Below are 17007 nucleotides of genomic sequence, written 5' to 3' on the forward strand. Positions count from 1 at the left end.
CGTTGCAGCAGGCGGTAAGCCTTCCTATCGCCTCAGCCGAGATAGGGATAGAGCGGGAAGCGATCGGTCAGCGCCACGACCTTGGCCTTGACCGCAGCTTCGACAGCGGCATTGCCCTCGTCGGAATTCGCAACCTTGAGACCGTCCAGCACTTCGGCGATCAGCTTGCCGATCTCGCGGAATTCGGCCTGGCCGAAGCCGCGCGTGGTGCCGGCCGGGGTGCCGAGACGCACGCCCGAGGTGACGAAAGGCTTTTCCGGGTCGAACGGGATGCCGTTCTTGTTGCAGGTGATGTTGGCGCGGCCAAGCGCCGCCTCGGCGCGCTTGCCGGTGGCGTTCTTGGGCCTGAGGTCGACCAGCATGAGATGGTTGTCGGTGCCGCCGGAGACGATGTCGAGACCGGTCTCCTTGAGGCTGGAGGCCAACGCCTTGGCGTTGGCGGCAACGCTCTCGGCATAAACCTTGAAGCTTGGCTTCAGCGCTTCGCCGAAAGCGACAGCCTTGGCAGCGATGACATGCATCAGCGGGCCGCCCTGCAAGCCGGGGAACACCGCCGAATTCATCTTCTTGGCGATGTCCTCGTCATTGCACAGGATCATGCCGCCGCGCGGGCCGCGCAGCGATTTGTGCGTCGTGGTGGTCACGACATGGGCATGCGGCAGCGGCGACGGATGCACGCCGCCGGCGACGAGGCCGGCGATGTGCGCCATGTCGACCATAAGATAGGCGCCGACCGCGTCGGCGATCTCGCGAAAACGCTTCCAGTCCCAGACGCGCGAATAGGCGGTGCCGCCGGCAAGGATCAGCTTCGGCTTGGTCTCATGCGCGGTCTTCTCGATGGCGTCCATGTCGAGCAGATGGTCGTCCTGGCGCACGCCATAGGACACGACCTTGAACCATTTGCCGCTCATGTTGACCGGCGAACCGTGGGTCAGATGGCCGCCGGAATTGAGGTCGAGGCCCATGAACGTGTCGCCCGGCTGCAAAAGCGCCAGGAACACGGCCTGGTTCATCTGGCTGCCGGAATTCGGCTGGACGTTGGCGAAGTTGCAGCCGAACAGCTTCTTGGCGCGCTCGATGGCCAGTTCCTCGGCCACGTCGACGAACTGGCAGCCGCCATAGTAGCGTTTACCCGGATAGCCCTCGGCGTACTTGTTGGTCATGATCGAGCCCTGCGCTTCAAGCACGGCGCGGGAAACAATGTTTTCCGAGGCGATCAGCTCGATCTCGTGGCGCTGGCGACCGAGTTCGTTGCGGATGGCGCCGAAAATCTCCGGATCGGCATCGGCCAGCGTGGTTTCGAAGAAGGATTCGAATTTGTTCGACACTGCCGCTGCTGTTGCCATGGCCTGAAATCCTCGAGGTTCGGGGGCAATTTTTGATTTATGCATGTCGTTGTCCCAAAACCGCTGCACACTTTTGGGCGACATGCATTTGCCGCGCCATTAACACAGTTGTTTTCGCCCCGCCACGTTTGCGGCGCGAAATTTGCTGGCCGGATTGCGCCAGCCTGGCCCGCGGGTCGTTATTTCCGAGCCTTCCGGCCTTTCAGCAAGGCCTCGGTGAGCGTGATCTCGGTAAACAGCGCTTGCGACGTATGGTCGTTGATCTCGCCGCTGCGAAACATGGCGCGCACGGCCTCGCGCTCGGCTTCGATGCCCGCAAATCTCAATTCGAGCTCCAGCCTTCCGGCTTCGCGCGCCTCGGCGCGGGCCTCATCGGCTTCGTCCGAGGCGGCGATGCGGCGCCGGTAGCCGGCGACGATGCTGTCGGCAGCGGCAAGCCTGGTGCCGGGCACCTCGCCTCCCTCATCATCGGCGGCTCCGGCAATGCTCTCGATGCGCGCGATTGCCGCCTTGGCGGCGCCGACGCGCGCCAGGCGCTCCTCGGCGGCGCCGGCATCCTCACCGGGCTCGACCAGCCCCCTGGCGATCGTCGGCAGAGCGAGGCTGGCGATGACCAGCGAGCAGATGATGACGCCGGCGGCCAGGAAAATGACCAGGTCGCGCGCCGGAAACGGCGAGCCGTCCGGCATGGCGAGCGGCAGTGACAGGATGCCGGCCAGCGTAATGGCGCCGCGCACACCGGCCACCGAACCGGCGAGCCGCACGCGCAGCCCGAACGGCTCCACCTTGCGCTTGCCCAGACGCGCAGCGATGCCGGCGGCGATATCGCCCACCCAGATCCGCAGGAAGCGCAACGCGATCAGGCACAGCGTCAGCGCGATGACGGTCGCGATCGGCTGGATGATCGGGTGCAGGCTCATGAGTTCCGGCGGCACATGGCGGATGATGTCGGGAAGCTGCAGGCCGAGCACGATGAAGAGAGCGCCGTTGAAAACGAAGGAGAGCGTCGTCCACAGCGACATCGTCTGCATGCGCGCAGAGACGCCGAGGAAGCGAAACACGCCGGAGCCGCCGGTGAGCAGGCCCGCGGTGACAGCCGCCAGAATGCCGGAAGCTCCGACATGCTCGGCGCCGAGATAGGCGATGAAGGGCAGCAGGACCATCACCAGCACCTGCGCTTCGGCCGGCACGCCGCCGATCCGGTTGAGCAATTGCAGCAGCTTGGCGGCAACGAACAGCGCCGCCACGCCGATCAGGATGCCGATCGCCACAGCATAGAGAAAACTGAGCGAAGCCGCCGCAAGGGAAAAGCTGCCGGTCAGCACCGCCGCGACGGCAAAGCGGAACATGACCAGCCCGGACGCATCGTTGAGCAGCGACTCGCCTTCCAGAATGTGCATCAGCCGCGCCGGGACGACATTCCTGTCGACGATCGAGGACACCGCCACCGCGTCGGTCGGCGACAGCACCGCGGCTAGCGCAAAAGCAACCACCAGAGGGATGCTCGGCACCAGCCAATGCAAGGCGTAGCCGAAGCCGACGATGGTGAAGAAGACCAGCCCTATGGCCAGATCCAGGATCGGTCGGCGCAGCGCCATCAGTTCACGCTTCGGCGCGCCATAGGCATCGCCGAACAGCAGCGGCGGGATGAACACCAGCAGGAACAGTTCCGGATTGATCTCGACATGGATGCCGCGCACCGGCCACGCAAGCGCGGCACCGATCGCAATCTGCAGCACCGGCAACGGCACCCGTACCAGGCGAACCAGAGCGCCGGAAAGCGCCACGAAGACGAGCACGACCAGAATGAAGACGGCGACTTCCATGGTCCGGTTCCAGGCTTTCCGCCGACCATGCGCAAAGCCGGCCGATCCGTCCAGCCGCCCGTCCCGTGAAAAACGCCGCGGCACCCAATCAATGAAAAAGGCCGCCCTGAGAGGCGGCCTTTTTAGCTAGGAATCAAATGTTTACAGCGCGGACGTGATCTGCAGTTCGTTGTTGCCATCAAGCGCGTAGACGTCGTCGCGGAACTGCACGACGCCCGGACCGGTCGACCAGGCCGAGAGATAGAGGAAATGGACCGGCACCGGATTGGTGACCTGGATCGGCGTGTTTTCACCCGTCTTGATCGCCGCTTCGAAATGCTGGCGGTCCCAGCCAGGCGTGTCGCGCAGGATCCAGGTGACGAGGTCGCGCACATTCTGCACGCGCACGCAGCCCGAGGAATCGAAACGCAACATCTTGCCGAACAGGCTCTGCTGCGGCGTATCGTGCATGTAGACGCCGTCAGGGCTCGGGAAATTGATCTTCACCGAAGCCATGGCGTTTTCCGAGCCGGGATCCTGGCGGAAACGGTACTTGGCGGCGTCGTCGGTCGACCAGTCCACATTCATCGGATCGACTTCGCTGCCATCCGGTGCGAACAGGCGGATGTGGCTGTCCTTCAGATAATCGGGATTCTTCCGCATCAGCGGAATGATGTCCTTGCGGACGATCGAGACGGGCGCGTTCCAGTATGGATTGACGATGATCTCGTTGATCTTGGAATTGACGATCGGCGTCTGCCGGTCGATCTTGCCGACGATCGCGGTGTGGCGAAGCACGACGCGGTCGTTCTCGACCGCTTCGACCTGCGCTGCCGGAATGTCGACCAGCACGTAACGGCTGCCCAGCGTGCCGGCCTTCTCGCGCAGCCGCTGCAGATTGGTCTGCAACTGGCCGAGCCGGATCTGCGCCGAAACGTTCATCGCCGCATAGGTGTATTTGCCGAGCGCACCATCGGCAGGCAGGCCATGGCGCAGCTGGAAACGCTTGACCGCCGAGTCGACATAGGAATCGAAGGCCGTCGAAATGCCGGCACTCTGCGACAGATCGCCGGAAACCATCAGCCGCTTGCGCAACGGCACCACATCCGGGTCATCGACGCCGAGCTGCAGCTTCTTGGTCGCGGGAACGTCGACCCAGCCACCCTGCCCGACAATGTTCTGGTATTGCCCGACCGCCTGTTCCGTGAAGGCGACGGTCTGCGGGCTGAAGATCGGCAGCGTCGAGGCCACCTTGCCGCCCTCGCTGGCGCGGGCATCGAACTGGTCGTCCCAATTGCCGCGCGCGGAGGATTTCAGGATGTCACCGATCACATCCTGCGCATTGGCGCCGCCGGCGACCACTGCGGCTGCGAGCGCGGAGGCTCCGGAGAGGAAAAAACGACGGCTGGTTCTCATGGACGTTCCAGACATTTGTAGCAGTTCGATCACTTGCTGCGTTGATCACCGGGCGATCTCGCCCGCACTGTAAAATTGGCAATCTTAACAATTAGCCAACCATGCTCCGTATCACCTTGGTGTGACAGCGCCCAGGCGCGATACGGATTGCGGGTGAACGCATGGTCTTCACACCAGCATCACTGCCACTCTCGGTTCCACTGGAATATGGCGGCAACGTGGCCTAGCGCCCGAATCCGACTGACCGGCATTCCGAAAAGGACGGACCGATGCTTTTGGGTATCGGGTCGGAGCGTCGCCGACATGGGGTCGACTGCCGCGCGGCAGGACCGGCAGCCAGCCGCGAACGACCCTGGCTCAAGGCTTCGAACCCGGAGCCTCCAACTCGGAACATCGTTGCAGCACTTGGTTCTCAGGGTAACGCAATATCTTGCTGTCATCGAGTTTGAGCAGCAGCGCCCGCCTCTTTTCCACACTGTCGTTATCGTCCGAGCAAGTCAGGTCCAAAATGACGGCGTCCAGGCCTTTGATCTTCTGGACTTTGTCGATTGTGCAGCCGACTTCCCACATTTCCACCGACTTATCGGTGAACGTCACTCTGGAGTCATTGCCGTCGCACGGGCTGCTGCCTTCCATGGCGAAGGCATCCTTCCACCATTCCTCGGCGAAAGCCGTTTCTGACGCAAGCAGTAGCGCCGCCGCGACAAAACAGATCTTGAAACGCCTGCTTCGACCCATCATGCCCCCTTGTGCGGCGACATTAGGCATTGTGGAAGCGAAAGCAAAGCGTGGCCCACGGGGTTGCGGTCAGCCGACAAACAGATGAACTCAAGTCGCCGTCAGTCGCTAGAAAAAGGCCGATGCCTCTCGGCACCGGCCCTGACTGAAGGTCGATATTTCGGCCGCGTTTCTGTGGCGCGGGCCGGATCCGATGCGGCGCCTTACATCCGGTAGGCGATAGTGTCGTTCCAGAAGCGGTCGAGCCGCTGCAAAGCACGGTTCATCTGCTTGAACTCGTCGGTGTTGATGCCGCCGACCTGCTCGATCGAGCCGACATGACGCTCGTAGAGGCCGGCAACGACCTCCGCCACCTCGTTGCCCTTCGGCGTCAGCGAGACACGGACCGAACGGCGGTCGATGCGCGAGCGCTGGTGATTGATGAAGCCGAGATCGACCAGCTTCTTCAGATTGTAGGAGACGTTCGAGCCGAGATAGTAGCCACGCGAGCGCAACTCGCCGGCGGTCAGCTCGGAATTGCCGATATTGAACAGCAGCAGCGCCTGGATGGCATTGATGTCGGAACGGCCGTTGCGGTCGAATTCGTCCTTGATCACATCAAGCAGGCGGCGGTGCAGCCGCTCAACAAGCTGCAGCGATTCCATGTACAGGGAACGGATAGCCTCGCGGCGATCGTCGGATACGTTGGCGGTCTTCGCCGCCGGACGCGAATTGATCATTGTCTTTGCCTCTTGTTTGTCGCCCTGGTGATTTTTTGTTTTTCACCTTGATCGCGACACTATCGAATACTCATAAAATTCGACTTAAACGCTAGGGCTAACAAGAGCTTACCGGTAAGGGGTTTCGGAAGAGGCTTAACGAACGGTCACCCGAGCAAGGATAATTAACCTAAAGATTTCGGCAACGATTGCGGGGCTCATTCGAGGCGACAGCGGGGCCGCCAATGGGTTCAACGGCTTAGTGGCGGACCGGGCGCTTCTGCAGGTAGATGACGACACGGAAGACGATGTAGAGCAGCGCCACCGCCGCATGCGAGGCGACAATCAGCAAGCGGTGGCCGAATAGCTCGGGAAAGCCGGCATACATGACCGTCTCGGTCACCGCGCAGATGAACCAGATCACCGGCCCCCAGGACGCCAGCATCCACAGGCCGGCAGCGGCAAAGGGAAAGAACACGGCGAGCACCACCGCAGCCACCTGCCAGTGCACGGGCATCAGGTCGAACCGCCACAGCGTACCCGGATAAAAGCCGATCAACCTGATCCAGTAGAGAATGCCGAACAGCAGGCAATAGCCCGATATGACGCGCTGGAACCAGGCGAAGATCACCTCCACCCCGGAGGGCTGCAGCACGACGCGCCTCGAGGTCACCTCGCTCATATCAAGAGTTCCCGTTCGCCGAGCGGAGCGAAATAGGCATCGACATCCGCTTCGCTGACCGCAGCGAGGCTTGCCGGCCGCCATTGCGGCTTCGAGCCCTTGTCGATGATCGCGGCGCGGATGCCTTCGTAGAAATCATGGCCCGCGAGCATTCGGTTGAGGATGCGGAACTCCATCTTCATGCAGGCTTCCATGGACAGCGTCAGTCCGGCGCTGATCTGCCGCCAGGCGACGCGCAGGCTGGTCGGCGAGCGGGTGCGGATCGTCGCCAGTGTCTTTGCCGCGAACTCGTCGGCGTCGGCCGCACGCTCGAGGCTGTCGATGACGCGGTTCAGGGACGGTCGCGAAAAATGGCGAACAATCGCCTCCAGCGTCGGCCTGTCGGTTTCGCGCCTTGCCTGCACGAAGAAGCCGCGCAGCACCGATTCCGGATCGCCGGTCAGCGCCAGGCGGTCGAGAAAGCCAGCCTGGTCCTCGGCCTTGATGGTGTGGGTGGCCAGCCCCGACCACAGCGCATCGCCATAGCGGATGCGATTGCCGGTCAGCGCCAGATACATGCCGAAGGAGCCGCCGAGATCAGGCAGCAGGTGGCTGGCGCCAACATCCGGAAAAAAGCCGATGCCGACCTCCGGCATGGCAAATTGGGCATTCTCGGTCATCACCCGGTGCGAGCCATGGAAGGAGATACCGACGCCGCCACCCATGACGATACCGTCGATCAGGGCGACATAAGGTTTCCTAAAACTGTTGATGCGGGCATTGAGGCGATATTCATCGGCGAAGAACTCGACCGGCGGTTTTCCCGCGCGGCCTGTCTCATAGACATGCAGGATATCGCCGCCGGCCGAAAAGGCCCTGCCCTCTGCCTTGACGACGATAACGTCGATGCCCTGGTCGGCTTCCCAGGCGGAAAGAGCAGCGTCGAGCGCCCTGATCATGCCGTGCGTCAAGGCATTGAGCGCCTGCGGCCGCGTCAAGGTGACGACGCCGGCCCGGCCCAAATGTTCGAAGCGGATCTCGTCGCCTCCGCCAAAATCCATCGTGAAGAATCCCTCCCCCGGCCGCCGGGATTGAAGTGCTAAAGCGTGGCGCATGGGTGCGTCAATGGCGAGCACACCGGTGCAAGCTCTGGCCCGGACCAGGAGCGAGTGCTAAAAATCGAGCTGCAATACTGAAAAACTGGATAGAGTTCATTGCAGCGCAGCTCTGGCGGGTCTTCGAACGGGACGGTTGTTTATGACTCGATTTTCGCGCCTTGCGCCGGTGGCAATCGGGCTGAGCATCTGCTTGACTGTTCACCCGGTCATGGCGGCGACTTTGGAAGATCTCTACAGCTCGCAGACCATCGTCAACGGCAAATACGAGAAGAACCGCCAGTCCGGCTTCAAGCGCTGCCTCGACGCGGTTCTGGTGCGGGTTTCCGGCGATCAGCGCCTGCCGGCGAAACCTGAAATGACGGCATTGCGCGACAAGGCCGGCAGCTTCGTCGCCAGCTTTCGCTACCGCGACCGCATGGAAGGCATTCCCAACCATGACGATCAGGGCACGTACGATCGGCCCCATAACCTTTACTGCCAGTACAAGCCGGCTGAAATCGACCCGGTGCTGGCTTCGCTCGGCAGCAGGCCGTGGCTGACTGAGCGGCCGCGGCTGGCGGTGTTTTTGACGACCGAGCGCGGAACAATGCATTATGCGCTCGATGCCGACGACGACCGTGGCATGCCGATGCGCGAATCGTTCGGCAATGCCGCCGTACCGCTGGCCATGCAGGTGGCTTTTCCCACGGCGGCGCAGCTGTCGCGGGCCGGATTGGACGATCAGGCGCTTCGCAATGCCGAGATGACGAAGCTCGACACACTGGCGAAGAAGGCCGGGGCCAACCAGGCGCTTTCCGGCAGTCTCGTCTGGAGCGACAAGGAACTGGGCTGGATCGCCTATTGGCAGCTCAAGGCGGGCGACGAGACCTACCGCTGGCAGGTGCGCGGCGTCAATTTCGACGAGGCTTTCCGTGTCGCCATCAGAGGCGCGGCACAGATTCTGTCAGGCAATGGGCAACCCGAATAGACTTCGGCCGGATCGCTGGCACAATCGTGCCGCATTGGTCAGCAGCGGGAGCTCGTGGTAAAAGCCTGCCCGAACGAGAGTATTTGGCGATGAACAAATTCACCCCCGCAAAGCCCGCCGGCGCGCGCGGCGTCGACGAGATCACCGGCAGCCGCCGTCTGCGCCGCATGCGCAAGGCCGACTGGTCGCGCCGTCTCGTGCAGGAGAACCGGCTCACGGTCGACGACCTGATCTGGCCGATCTTCGTCGTCGAGGGCAAGGGTGTCCGCGAGCCGATCGCCGCCATGCCCGGCGTCTTCCGCCTGTCCATCGATCTCGCCGTCAAGGAGGCCGAGCGCGCGGCGAAACTCGGCATTCCGGCACTCGCCACCTTCCCCAATGTGGACATCTCGCTGCGCGACCAGACCGGCTCGCATATCCTCGATCCCGACAATGTCATCAACCGCGCCACCCGTGCGATCAAGGATGCGGTGCCGCAGATCGGCATCATCACCGACGCCGCGCTCGACCCATTCACCAGCCACGGCCATGACGGCATCCTGCGCGACGGCATCATCGTCAATGACGAGACGGTGGAACAGGTGACCGCCGCTGCCGTCATCCAGGCGGCCGCCGGCGCCGACATCATCGCGCCATCCGACATGATGGACGGCCGCATCGGCGCCATCCGCGACGCGCTCGACGCCAATGGTTTTCAGGATGTGGCGATCATGTCCTATGCGACCAAATTCGCCTCGGCCTTCTACGGTCCCTATCGCGAGGCGGTGGGCACCGCCGGTCTGCTCAAGGGCGACAAGAAGACCTATTACATCGACCATGCCAATTCCGACGAGGCGGTGCGAGAGGCCGAACAGGACATCGCCGAGGGCGCCGACATGCTGATGGTCAAGCCCGGCCTGCCCTATCTCGACATCATCCGGCGGCTGAAGGACGAATTCCGGATGCCGACCTTCGCCTACCAGGTGTCGGGCGAATATTCGATGATCAAGGCGGCAGGCGCCAATGGCTGGATCGACGGCGAGAAGGCAATGCTGGAATCGCTGCTCGCCTTCAAGCGCGCCGGCTGCGACGGCATTTTGACCTATTTCGCTCCGGAAGTGGCGGAGATGCTGAAGGGGGGCCGCTAGGTAGCTTTGGAATTTTAACGCAATCCGCTAGAATGAATTCATGAGCAGGAATGAGGTCATAAAGCGGTTGCAGAGAAATGCAGATGCCATCAAGGGCATGGGCGCGACTTCGCTTTATCTGTTCGGATCGATTTTACGGGGCGACGCAGGGCCTGACAGCGATCTCGACCTCTTCATCGATTATGATCCTGCAAGACGCTTTTCGCTGATTGATCTGGTCGGCATCAAGCAATTTCTTGAGGAGAAGATGTCAGCGGAGATCGATATCACCACCCGCGACAGCCTCAATCCCATCTTGAAGGCCGACATCGAACAATCTGCTGTGCGCATATTTTGATGGCAGTGCGCCGGATCGAACCGATTCTAGCCGAAATCATGGAGGCCCTGGACGGCATCTTGCTGCCGCCGCGGGCAAGACGCTGGATGACTTCAAATAGCGACTGGCTGCTCCGACATGGCATCGAGCGCGGGATCGAAATCATTTCCGAAGCTGCCCGCCACATTCCCGATGATTTGGCAGCCCTTGCTCCCGAGATTCCATGGAAACAAGTTCGTGGGATAGGCAACGTTTTGCGTCACGAATATCACAAAACCTCCGGTGCGATAGTATGGGCGGTGGTGACCGACAGCCTGCCGCCACTGCGTCTTGCTGTCGAACGTATGCTCGAAGCGTCGCAGCGCCGATAGTTGTGGCTGACACTTGCGGCAGCATCCTGTTCGCGTCGCAAGGAAGGAACCGCGATATTTCTCTCGTCATAAGCAATTGCATGGCAACGGAACATTTGCTCGCGTCGAGACTGCCGGATCTTTCTGCTCTGCACGTGCGGTGCGGCAAAGTTCTTTGAAAATACCGGTTGCAATTCACAATCAGCTTGCTACAAACAACTGCTTGCAAAATACAATCGGTTATCGAGGAGGCTCGCATGTCCAAACTTCGCGTCAACGCTTTCACCCTGTCGCTCGACGGCTATGGCGCCGGTCCCGATCAGGATCTGCAAAATCCTCTCGGCGTCGGTGGGGAATCCTTGCACAAGTGGTTTGTCGACACCTGCACCTTCCGCGAGAAGGTGCTCGGACAAGATGGCGGCACCACCGACGTCAACGAGGCGTTCGCGGCGCGCAGCTTCGAGAATGTCGGCGCCTGGATCCTCGGCCGCAACATGTTCGGGCCGATCCGCGGCGAGTGGCCTGACGACAGCTGGAAGGGCTGGTGGGGCGACAACCCGCCCTATCATGTGCCGGTTTTCGTGCTCACCCATCACAAGCGGGAACCGATCACGATGGAGGGCGGCACGACTTTCCACTTCGTCACTGACGGTATCCATTCAGCTCTTGAACAGGCTAAGGCTGCCGCTGGCGGCAAGGACGTGCGGGTCGGCGGCGGCGTCGCCACCATCCGGCAATATCTGCAGGAAAAACTGATCGACGAGATGCATCTGGCGATCGCGCCGGTGCTGCTCGGCTCGGGCGAGAACCTTTTCGCCGGCCTCGATATGCTCAAGCTGGGCTATATCTGCAGCGAGCAGGTGGCGACGCCGCTTGCCACGCACGTCACCATCAAGCGGGCGTAGTTACAGCTTTTTCTCCCCGTCACTATACGGGGAGAAGGGAGCGATCCATCAATACTTCTCCGGCACGTAGAGCTCGCGCGGCAGCACCTGGCGCTCGTATTCGGGGTTGAAGACGCGCTCCGGCAAAGTGATCTCCTCGTGCGGCACTTCCTCGTAAGGCAGCTGCTTGAGCAGATGGTCGATGCAGTTCAGCCGCGCGCGCTTCTTGTCGTTGCCCTCGACGATGAACCAAGGCGCTTCCGGGATGTTGGTGCGGGCGAAGGTCTCTTCCTTGGCCTTGGTGTACTGCTCCCAGCGCACACGCGACTGCAGATCCATCGGCGACAGTTTCCACTGCTTCATTGGATCATGGATGCGCATCAGGAAGCGCATCTGCTGTTCCTCGTCGGTGATCGAGAACCAGTATTTGACCACGGTAATGCCCGAGCGGACCAGCATGCGCTCGAACTCCGGCACGTCGTGGAAGAATTCTTCGACCTGATCGGGCTGGGCAAAGCCCATCACCCGCTCGACGCCCGAGCGGTTGTACCATGAGCGGTCGAACAGCACGATCTCGCCGCCGGCCGGCAGATGCGGGACATAGCGCTGGAAATACCATTGCGACTTTTCGCGCTCGGTCGGTGCCGGCAGTGCCACGACACGGCAGATGCGCGGGTTAAGCCGCTGGGTGATGCGCTTGATGACACCGCCCTTGCCGGCCGAATCGCGTCCCTCGAAGATCACCACCAGCTTCTTCTTGTGGTAGGCGACCCAGGACTGCAGCTTGATCAATTCGGACTGCAGGGTGATCAGGTCGCGAAAATATTGCATGCGATCGATCGAAGGCGGATGCGAGTTCTTGTAGATCTTGGCGATCTCCATCGACAGCGCCGGCTCCGACATTTCGAGCTCATAGTCTTCGTCGAGCGTGTCGGCGAGCTCGGCTTCAAGCCAATCCCTGGCCGGAGAATTCTGTTTTAGCTCGGTCATTATCGGCTGCTCCACTTGCAAGCTCTGTCGATCCACGTCCGGCGCCCCAAACTCCGGCTTACAGCCCGGAACGGCAACGCCTGAGCCGACTTCAATATAGGCCTGCAATGACGGTTTTATTGCAGCCCGAGCGTGATCGCCGCCGCTGCCAATCCCGCCAGGCATGATCGATCCGGCGTCCTGGCATGGCGACAAGTCGCGCAAATTGTCCTACAAATAGCGGCCACATTCGGGCACCCTCCCCAGCCCCTTTTCCAACGCAATCGCGAGGATCGACATGGAATACCGCACACTCGGCCGTTCCGGCCTGAAAGTATCGACGCTGACCATGGGCACCATGACTTTCGGCGGCGCCGGCGCGTTTTCGGCTGTCGGCAAGACCGACCTCGACGAAGCGCGCCGCATGATCGACCTCTGCATCGACGCCGGCATCAATGTCATCGACACCGCCAACGTCTATTCGAATGGCATTTCCGAAGAAATCATCGGCGAAGCGCTCGGCGGCAAGCGCAAGGGCGACGTGCTGATCGCCTCCAAGGCACGGATGCGGATCGGCAAAGGCCCGAACGATGAAGGCCTGTCACGCCATCACCTGATCCGCGAATGCGAGAAAAGCCTGAAGCGGCTCAGGACAGACGTCATCGACATCTATTTCCTGCACGAATGGGATGGCGTGACACCGCTGGAGGAAACCATCGGCGCGCTCGACACGCTGGTTGCCCAGGGCAAGATCCGCTATGTCGGCTGCTCCAATTATTCCGGCTGGCAGGTGATGAAGGCGCTCGGCATCAGCGACAGCCATCATCAGCCGCGCTTCGTCACGCAGCAGATCCATTACACGCTGGAAGCGCGCGAGGCGGAGTACGAACTGCTGCCGATTTCCGTCGACCAGGGGTTGGGCGTCCTGGTCTGGAGCCCGCTTGCCGGCGGATTGCTGTCCGGCAAATACCGCCGCGACAGCCCCACCGCCCGCCAGCTTGCCGGCTGGTCCGAACCGCCGATCCGCGACGAGGACCGGCTGTGGCGGATCGTCGACGTGCTTGTCGAGATCGGCGCGCAGCGCGGCGTGTCGGCAGCGCAGGTGGCGCTGGCCTGGCTGCTTGGCCGGCCGGCCGTCAGTTCGCTGGTGATCGGCGGCAGGACGGAAACGCAGTTCCGGGACAACATCGCGGCGGCAAGCCTGATGCTCTCCGGCGAGGAGCGCGAGCGCCTCGACGCGGTCAGCCGGCCACCCTTGCTCTATCCCTACTGGCACCAGCAGCTGACGGCAAAGGACCGTTTTGGTGCCGCCGATCTGGTGATTGACCGAAGCGGCATCTGACCGGCAAATCGATGGCGATAGGTATCGGCCGCCGCAATGATGAACCTGGCCTCTTCATTGCAACGCACATCTTGCAAGCCTGGCCATCATCGACGCACTATCGCTTCAGCTGTTGTGTTTGACGGCTAATGCTCCTAGGCAGGACCAGAGCCGCAAGGCAGTGAAAAGGAGCCGATATGGCGCGACCACCAAACTACGATCAGGAACGCAAGGAACGCGACCGCCAGAAGGCGGCCAAAAAGGCCGAGAAGCTGGCAGCCAAGGTTGCAGCGCGGGAACGTTCGAAGCCCGAAGACGAGACTGAAGCCGAAACCGAAACGGCAAAGTGACGGCAAACGGCCCGCAGATGCGGGCCGTGCCTCAATCCAGATTGCCGCCTCAAATGTCGGCTTGTGTCAGGCGGGCGCCTTGTCGCTGACGAACACGTCCACTTCGCGTGCTGCCGCGATGAAGGCGCGCCTGGCGTTCATCGCCGGCTTGTCGCCGGCGAGTGCGTCATGGCAGGCCTGCAGGGCCGCGCGATGCTTGGGGCTGCGCTTGCCGGGCCAGCTGTTGAGGAGGTAGTCGGAAGCCTCACGCGCCGTGCGCAAGAGCTGAGTGCTTCCCGCCGCGACTGACTTCACAGTCACAGGTGTTTCAAATCGGTTGTTTTCCATGGCCGCTCCTTACGCCATCGGCGTCTGCGAAGCGAGGCGAAAGTGCGCATACGTCCAGACGCCGCTTTGCGCCCCTTCATCCACCTTTAAGCAGCAACGACGGCAAAGCCTCTGGCGCGAAGACCGCGCCGATCGTTGGCGAGCGACGTCACCAGTCGGTCGCGGCTGCCGACGATGTGGCCTGACAGCAGGCGCGCGGCTTCATCGGCGTCGCCAAGGCGTGCCGACGCGAGTATGGCGCGATGTTCGGCCCAGGCGCGGCTGAGGGCCGCTTCGTCGCGGACCTCCAGCCAGCGCGCCCGCGACAGGCGCGTCATGGCATCGCGCACCGCCCGGAACAGGAATTCATTGCCCGACAGACGAGCCAGTTCGATGTGAAAATCCATGCCGACGCGATGCCATTCCTCGCGCGGCGTGTCGTTGTCGCAGGACTCGAGCATCGCCTCGATGACATCGACGGCGCTCCGGTCCGCCAGGCCGCATGTCAGGCGAAGTGCCGCAACCTCGACCGCCTCCCTGTAGACGGCGATCTGCTCGAGTTCAGCCAGATTGATCGGCGACACCGTCCAGCCACGTCCGTCCCTGCCGACCAGGCCCTCGGTCTCAAGCCGCAGAAGTGCTGCCCTGACCGGGGTTCGCGACGCGCCGAAGCGGCTCTCGATCCAGCGCTCGGTCAGCTTCTCGCCGGGACCGATCTCGAGGCCCAGGATCATTTGCCGAAGCTGTTTTTCGACGCTCTGCATCTGCGACATTGTCGTTTCCATTTTCTGATCGTTGCTGGCGATCGTCTTGCCGGCCGCCTTTTCCGATCACGTTTGAGACGGTCGCATTGACAGCGGTCAAGCTTGCGTCCATCAGGGGCACCATCTTGGTATCCCAAATTGGTATCCGCAGCAAGCATCGATAAGAGTTGCTGGGACAGGACATATGACATGCAGCAGCAGAACACGCCCCCGGCGACCGACAGCACCTACAACATCCACTGGCGGCGCAATCTGTTCGTGTGCGTTGCCGGATCGTTTTCGACGCTTGTCGCCATGACGCTGCTTTTGCCGTTCCTGCCGCTCTATATCGAGCAGCTCGGCGCCGAGGGCCACGCGGCGATCGTGCAATGGTCGGGGATTGCCTATGGCGCGACGTTCTTCGCGGCGGCGCTGGTGGCGCCGCTCTGGGGACGTCTCGGCGACCGCTACGGCCGCAAGGTGATGCTGGTTCGCGCCAGCTTCGGCATGGCCATATGCATGTCGCTGACCGGCATGGTGCAGACGGTCTGGCAACTGGTGCTGCTGCGGCTGCTGATCGGGTTTGCCGGTGGCTATTCCTCGGGATCGACCATCCTCGTTGCCATGCAGACGCCGAAGGAACGCTCCGGCTGGGCGCTGGGCCTGCTGTCGGCCGGCATCACGGGTGGGGCTCTGGTCGGCCCACTGGTGGGCGGCGCCCTGCCGCCGCTGATCGGCATCCGCGCCACCTTTCTCCTCTCCGGCGGCGTCATCTTCCTGGCGTTCCTGGCGACCACGTTTCTGATCAAGGAGAATCCCCGGCCGAAAACAGCGGACGCCGCAGCGAAGCAGAAGCAGAAAGGCGGCTGGGCACAAATCCCGGACAAGCGGCCTGTCGTCGCCATGCTGGCGACCGGCATGCTGTTGAGCTTCGCCACCATGTCGATCGAGCCGATCATCACCGTCTATGTGCAGCAGCTCATCGAGGACCAGAGCCGCGTCACGCTGATATCAGGCGTCGTCATGTCGGCGGCGGCCCTTGGCGCCATCCTGTCGGCTTCGCGCCTCGGCAAACTCGCCGACCGCGTCGGCCACTGGAACGTCATCATCGGCGCGCTTGCCGTCTCGGCACTGCTGCTGATCCCGCAGGCCTTCGTCACGCAAAGCTGGCAACTCATCGGCCTGCGTTTCCTGATGGGCCTGGCGCTGGGCGGGCTCTTGCCCTGCATCACCAGCGTGATCCGCCACAATGTTCCCTATGGGGTCGGCGGCAATGTGCTCGGGTTGTCGATTTCCGCCCAGTATGTCGGGCAGGTCGCCGGTCCCCTGCTCGGCGGCTTTGCCGGTGGCCATTTCGGCATGCGCTCGGTGTTTCTGGGCACATCCGTCTTGATGGCCGGGGGCGCGGTGTATAACTGGCTGGCACAGTCGCGCCGCGAGCAGGACATGCTCGCCAAAGCCGGCAAGTCCTGACGGGATTGGGCATCCCCTGATATCACGGAGCCATGGACATGAGCACGGCCGAACGACCTTCCGATAACAGCGGCCGTATCCTCGTCCTGGCCGGCGGCCTGTGCGGCGGCGCCGGCGTGGCGCTGTCGGCCGCGGCAGCGCATCTGGGCGGCGCCTTCGTCGGCACCGCCGCGTCCTTCCTGCTGATGCATGCGCCGGTCTTCCTTGCCGCCGGATTGCTTGGGGCGAACCGGATGCTGCGCATCGGCAGCCTGATCCTGCTGGTTGGGCTTCTGCTGTTCTGCGGCGATCTGCTGGCCCGCGATTTCATCGGGTCGCGGCTGTTCCCGCTGTCGGCGCCGATCGGCGGCACGCTACTCATTACCGGCTGGCTGGCGATCGCCGCCTCGGCGCTGGTGCGCATGCGTTCCTGACGCCTG

At 62.4% G+C, this 17007-nt stretch carries 19 protein-coding genes; 9 read left to right on the forward strand and 10 right to left on the reverse strand.

All coding sequences use genetic code 11. From position 1 onward, the window contains the following. Positions 1-32: 32 nt before the first annotated feature. The 7 genes from glyA to EJ079_RS27735 form a co-directional block, all read right to left on the reverse strand. Complete coding sequence (glyA, locus tag EJ079_RS27705) at positions 33-1346, reverse strand: serine hydroxymethyltransferase (RefSeq protein ID WP_013532252.1); 1314 nt, start codon at positions 1344-1346, stop codon at positions 33-35. Between the two features lie 179 nt (positions 1347-1525). Continuing rightward, entirely contained in the window at positions 1526-3172 is a 1647-nt protein-coding gene (locus EJ079_RS27710) for a Na+/H+ antiporter (protein ID WP_127810705.1), read from the reverse strand. Positions 3173-3313: 141 nt separating this feature from the next. Beyond that, positions 3314-4567 carry a L,D-transpeptidase family protein gene (locus EJ079_RS27715; protein WP_127329923.1) on the reverse strand — a complete coding sequence of 418 codons (1254 nt, stop codon included), beginning with the start codon at positions 4565-4567 and terminating at the stop codon, positions 3314-3316. Positions 4568-4924: 357 nt separating this feature from the next. Then, positions 4925-5335: a hypothetical protein gene (locus EJ079_RS27720; RefSeq protein ID WP_245481746.1), complete on the reverse strand. Its 411-nt coding sequence runs from the start codon at positions 5333-5335 to the stop codon at positions 4925-4927. Positions 5336-5508: 173 nt separating this feature from the next. Then, complete coding sequence (locus tag EJ079_RS27725; RefSeq protein ID WP_008875359.1) at positions 5509-6024, reverse strand: winged helix DNA-binding protein; 516 nt, start codon at positions 6022-6024, stop codon at positions 5509-5511. A 238-nt stretch (positions 6025-6262) separates the two neighbouring features. Further along, a complete protein-coding gene (locus tag EJ079_RS27730; protein WP_127272646.1) occupies positions 6263-6685 on the reverse strand; it encodes a DUF6163 family protein in 423 nt (140 codons plus the stop codon). Next, positions 6682-7725, reverse strand: coding sequence for an enoyl-CoA hydratase/isomerase family protein (locus EJ079_RS27735; protein WP_127810706.1), 1044 nt, complete (start codon positions 7723-7725; stop codon positions 6682-6684). The genes EJ079_RS27730 and EJ079_RS27735 overlap by 4 nt, the downstream gene beginning before the upstream one ends. Positions 7726-7921: 196 nt before the next feature. On the opposite strand from EJ079_RS27735, the gene EJ079_RS27740 reads away from it, so the two are divergent. The 5 genes from EJ079_RS27740 to EJ079_RS27760 all read left to right on the forward strand — a co-directional run bounded on the left by EJ079_RS27740 (position 7922) and on the right by EJ079_RS27760 (position 11447). Then, positions 7922-8749: a DUF2066 domain-containing protein gene (locus tag EJ079_RS27740; RefSeq protein WP_127810707.1), complete on the forward strand. Its 828-nt coding sequence runs from the start codon at positions 7922-7924 to the stop codon at positions 8747-8749. An 89-nt stretch (positions 8750-8838) separates the two neighbouring features. Beyond that, positions 8839-9876 carry a porphobilinogen synthase gene (hemB, locus tag EJ079_RS27745; protein WP_127810708.1) on the forward strand — a complete coding sequence of 346 codons (1038 nt, stop codon included), beginning with the start codon at positions 8839-8841 and terminating at the stop codon, positions 9874-9876. A gap of 40 nt (positions 9877-9916) precedes the next feature. Beyond that, on the forward strand, positions 9917-10213 hold the full coding sequence (locus tag EJ079_RS27750) for a nucleotidyltransferase domain-containing protein (RefSeq protein ID WP_127810709.1): 297 nt from the start codon (positions 9917-9919) through the stop codon (positions 10211-10213). After that, positions 10213-10563, forward strand: a complete 351-nt coding sequence (locus tag EJ079_RS27755; protein ID WP_127810710.1) for a HepT-like ribonuclease domain-containing protein — start codon at positions 10213-10215, stop codon at positions 10561-10563. The genes EJ079_RS27750 and EJ079_RS27755 overlap by 1 nt, the downstream gene beginning before the upstream one ends. 236 nt (positions 10564-10799) lie before the next feature. After that, on the forward strand, positions 10800-11447 hold the full coding sequence (locus EJ079_RS27760) for a dihydrofolate reductase family protein (RefSeq protein ID WP_127270469.1): 648 nt from the start codon (positions 10800-10802) through the stop codon (positions 11445-11447). Between the two features lie 48 nt (positions 11448-11495). Here the strand turns inward: EJ079_RS27760 and ppk2 are convergent, their stop codons facing one another. Next, positions 11496-12416, reverse strand: a complete 921-nt coding sequence (gene ppk2, locus EJ079_RS27765; RefSeq protein ID WP_127270468.1) for a polyphosphate kinase 2 — start codon at positions 12414-12416, stop codon at positions 11496-11498. 277 nt (positions 12417-12693) lie between these two features. Here ppk2 and EJ079_RS27770 point away from each other — a divergent pair, with 277 nt between their 5' ends. Both EJ079_RS27770 and EJ079_RS27775 read left to right on the forward strand, forming a co-directional pair. Further along, a complete protein-coding gene (locus EJ079_RS27770) occupies positions 12694-13737 on the forward strand; it encodes an aldo/keto reductase (protein ID WP_127323004.1) in 1044 nt (347 codons plus the stop codon). A gap of 176 nt (positions 13738-13913) precedes the next feature. Continuing rightward, on the forward strand, positions 13914-14066 hold the full coding sequence (locus EJ079_RS27775) for a hypothetical protein (RefSeq protein WP_013532262.1): 153 nt from the start codon (positions 13914-13916) through the stop codon (positions 14064-14066). A 66-nt stretch (positions 14067-14132) separates the two neighbouring features. Here the strand turns inward: EJ079_RS27775 and EJ079_RS27780 are convergent, their stop codons facing one another. Next, entirely contained in the window at positions 14133-14366 is a 234-nt protein-coding gene (locus EJ079_RS27780; RefSeq protein WP_244506945.1) for a DUF982 domain-containing protein, read from the reverse strand. A 113-nt stretch (positions 14367-14479) separates the two neighbouring features. Beyond that, positions 14480-15145, reverse strand: a complete 666-nt coding sequence (locus tag EJ079_RS27785; protein WP_127810711.1) for a GntR family transcriptional regulator — start codon at positions 15143-15145, stop codon at positions 14480-14482. Positions 15146-15325: 180 nt separating this feature from the next. Between EJ079_RS27785 and EJ079_RS27790 the strand changes: the two genes are divergently transcribed. Together EJ079_RS27790 and EJ079_RS27795 are read left to right on the forward strand one after the other, a co-directional pair. Next, a complete protein-coding gene (locus EJ079_RS27790) occupies positions 15326-16588 on the forward strand; it encodes a multidrug efflux MFS transporter (protein WP_127810712.1) in 1263 nt (420 codons plus the stop codon). Between the two features lie 38 nt (positions 16589-16626). Next, entirely contained in the window at positions 16627-17001 is a 375-nt protein-coding gene (locus tag EJ079_RS27795; RefSeq protein WP_127810713.1) for a DUF423 domain-containing protein, read from the forward strand. Positions 17002-17007 lie beyond the last annotated feature (6 nt).

Source organism: Mesorhizobium sp. M7A.F.Ce.TU.012.03.2.1 (genome assembly GCF_004006095.1).
GTDB lineage: Bacteria > Pseudomonadota > Alphaproteobacteria > Rhizobiales > Rhizobiaceae > Mesorhizobium.